Origin of the sequence: Halobacteriovorax sp., from assembly GCF_041587335.1 — a bacterium.
Taxonomy (GTDB): Bacteria; Bdellovibrionota; Bacteriovoracia; order Bacteriovoracales; family Bacteriovoracaceae; genus Halobacteriovorax.
The window spans coordinates 1-2,134 of the sequence record NZ_JBFGYP010000258.1; the positions used below are offsets into that span (position 1 = coordinate 1).

At 33.3% G+C, this 2,134-nt stretch carries 1 protein-coding gene; it reads left to right on the forward strand.

Translation table 11 applies throughout. The features are described 5' to 3' along the window. Nucleotides 1-91 precede the first annotated feature (91 nt). Nucleotides 92-2,098, forward strand: a complete 2,007-nt coding sequence (locus tag ABX784_RS17135; RefSeq protein ID WP_372656282.1) for a transglycosylase SLT domain-containing protein — start codon at nucleotides 92-94, stop codon at nucleotides 2,096-2,098. Nucleotides 2,099-2,134 lie beyond the last annotated feature (36 nt).

Consider the following 2,134-nt stretch of genomic DNA (forward strand, 5'->3'; position numbering starts at 1 on the left):
AGTATAAAATCTTCCAATAATCAAAGGGTTGTGTAATATTTCAATGAATTAGTCGTTTGCTTTTCTTAACGATGAGAAATAGACTTAAGCCATGGAAAATAAACGATTCACAAGCTATATTTTATTACTACTCTTACTCACCTCTTGCTCAACAAGGGTTATGAGTCCACCTAATCCAAGCTTTTTAAACCTCACCGGAAAGCTGGAACTGACAGAGTCTGATATTCTTGCTCAAAAGTTTCATCAAGCAAATCTAGACTACAACAATAAATTCTACTTAAAGGCCTGCTCTGAGTATGAGGAACTGATTGAAACTAAGGACTTTCCACTCAAGAGCCTAGCTCTGATTCGAGCACTTAAATCTTGTGACTGGACAGTACCAAAACTAATTTCAATCTGGGAAAGCACAGAGATAGAAAAATGGTTAGAACAAGACTATTACCAAGTCTCTTATGAGGTTGCGAAGAAAAAGAGTATTAAACTTTGGCAAGCAAAGCATAACTTCTCTCTATACCCATTTGAGACTCGAAAAGAAGAGAAAGAAAAGTATATAAGAAATGCTCTTGAGATTGCTGAAGATGAGCAAATAACAGAACTTGTAACTCTTTATAATGAAGAATTACAAAAAGTCTCTCCACGCTTTATTACTGCACCTAGTGATGACCAACTCTACTCTGTCGCTAGAGACTTTGAAAAAGCGAGAGAATATGACACGGCCATAAAAACGTATGAATCTATAATAAAGAATGAAAATATAGATTTAAAAACAAAAATTAATTCATGGCATAGAATTACTCGTGTTTTTAAGAATAAGCGAAGAAAAGATCTAGCAGAAAGTTCTACTAAAACTCTTGTATCATGGATTGAAAAAAATAAGGTCTTACTTGGATCACAGTATGAATATGAGCTAGTTGAAGCAAGGACAAGATGGGCAAGAGCGACATGGACTGAGAATAACCTTCCTCTTGCTAAGAAGGTCTTAACAAATACATTAAATAGAAATGTGGCAACAAATGAACAAAAGGCCACTATTTACTATCTCCTTGCAGGAATATCGAAGGAAGATAAAAAAATAAAATCGGCAATTTACTACTTAAAAAAGTCTGTAGAACTTAGCAGTAAAGAGCAAAAGGAAGATATTCTCTGGCAACTTGCATGGTTAGAATACAAAAGTAAAAACTATTCAGAATCAAGCAGATTACTTTTAGAACTACATAGTGAATTTGATCAAGTATCAAAGTTTAGCTACTGGCTCGCAAAATCTCTCTCTAAAGAAAAGAAAGCTGAAGAGTCTCTCCCCTACTTCTCTAAGACTGTTGAATTAAATCCATATGGATATTATGGAATTCAAGCCAGAAGAGCACTAGGTCTCAAAGATGACTTAAACCAAGAAGTTATTGAGTCATCAAAAGATAATCTATTTGACTGGCTAATTGCGCTTGGAGAATACGACTCAGCTAAAAAGTATTTAGATGGGCTGATTTATTCTAGTAAATCAGACTCTAGTAAGCTTTCACTTTTAGAGAGAATGAATAGAGCAAGAAACTTTCAAGGAAGTTTAAGAACTTTTTTCAATATGGATGAAGACCAAAGAAACGAAATTGAAAAAAAATTCATTCAATATATCTATCCTAAGCCGGGTCTAGAATCTAAATACTTAGAAAATAAGTTTGATAATAACCTCGCCTATTCAATCATAAGACAAGAATCTGCTTTCAATAAAGAAGCTAGAAGTTTTGCTGATGCTTATGGATTAATGCAAGTTATTCCTTCAAGAGCAAAGAAGTTAGCAAGAAAACATGGAATACCTTTTCAAAATACTGAAGACCTATACGATGTCGATATTAACATGGCACTTGGTGTTCAGTATTTAGAGGATTTGAAGAAACTATTCAAATACCTTCCAATGGTTATTGGTTCTTATAATGCAGGGGAATCTGCAATGAAGAGATGGGTAAAGTCTCGCTATCAAGGTGATATTGAAATATTCATTGAAGATATTCCCTACCGTGAAACAAGAAAGTACATTAAGCTAGTTCTTAGAAATTATTATATTTACCAAGAACTACCTATTGATAATAAATTATTTATCTATTAATTTTTGTATTCTTTGGTACTTCAAAAACAAAATGAT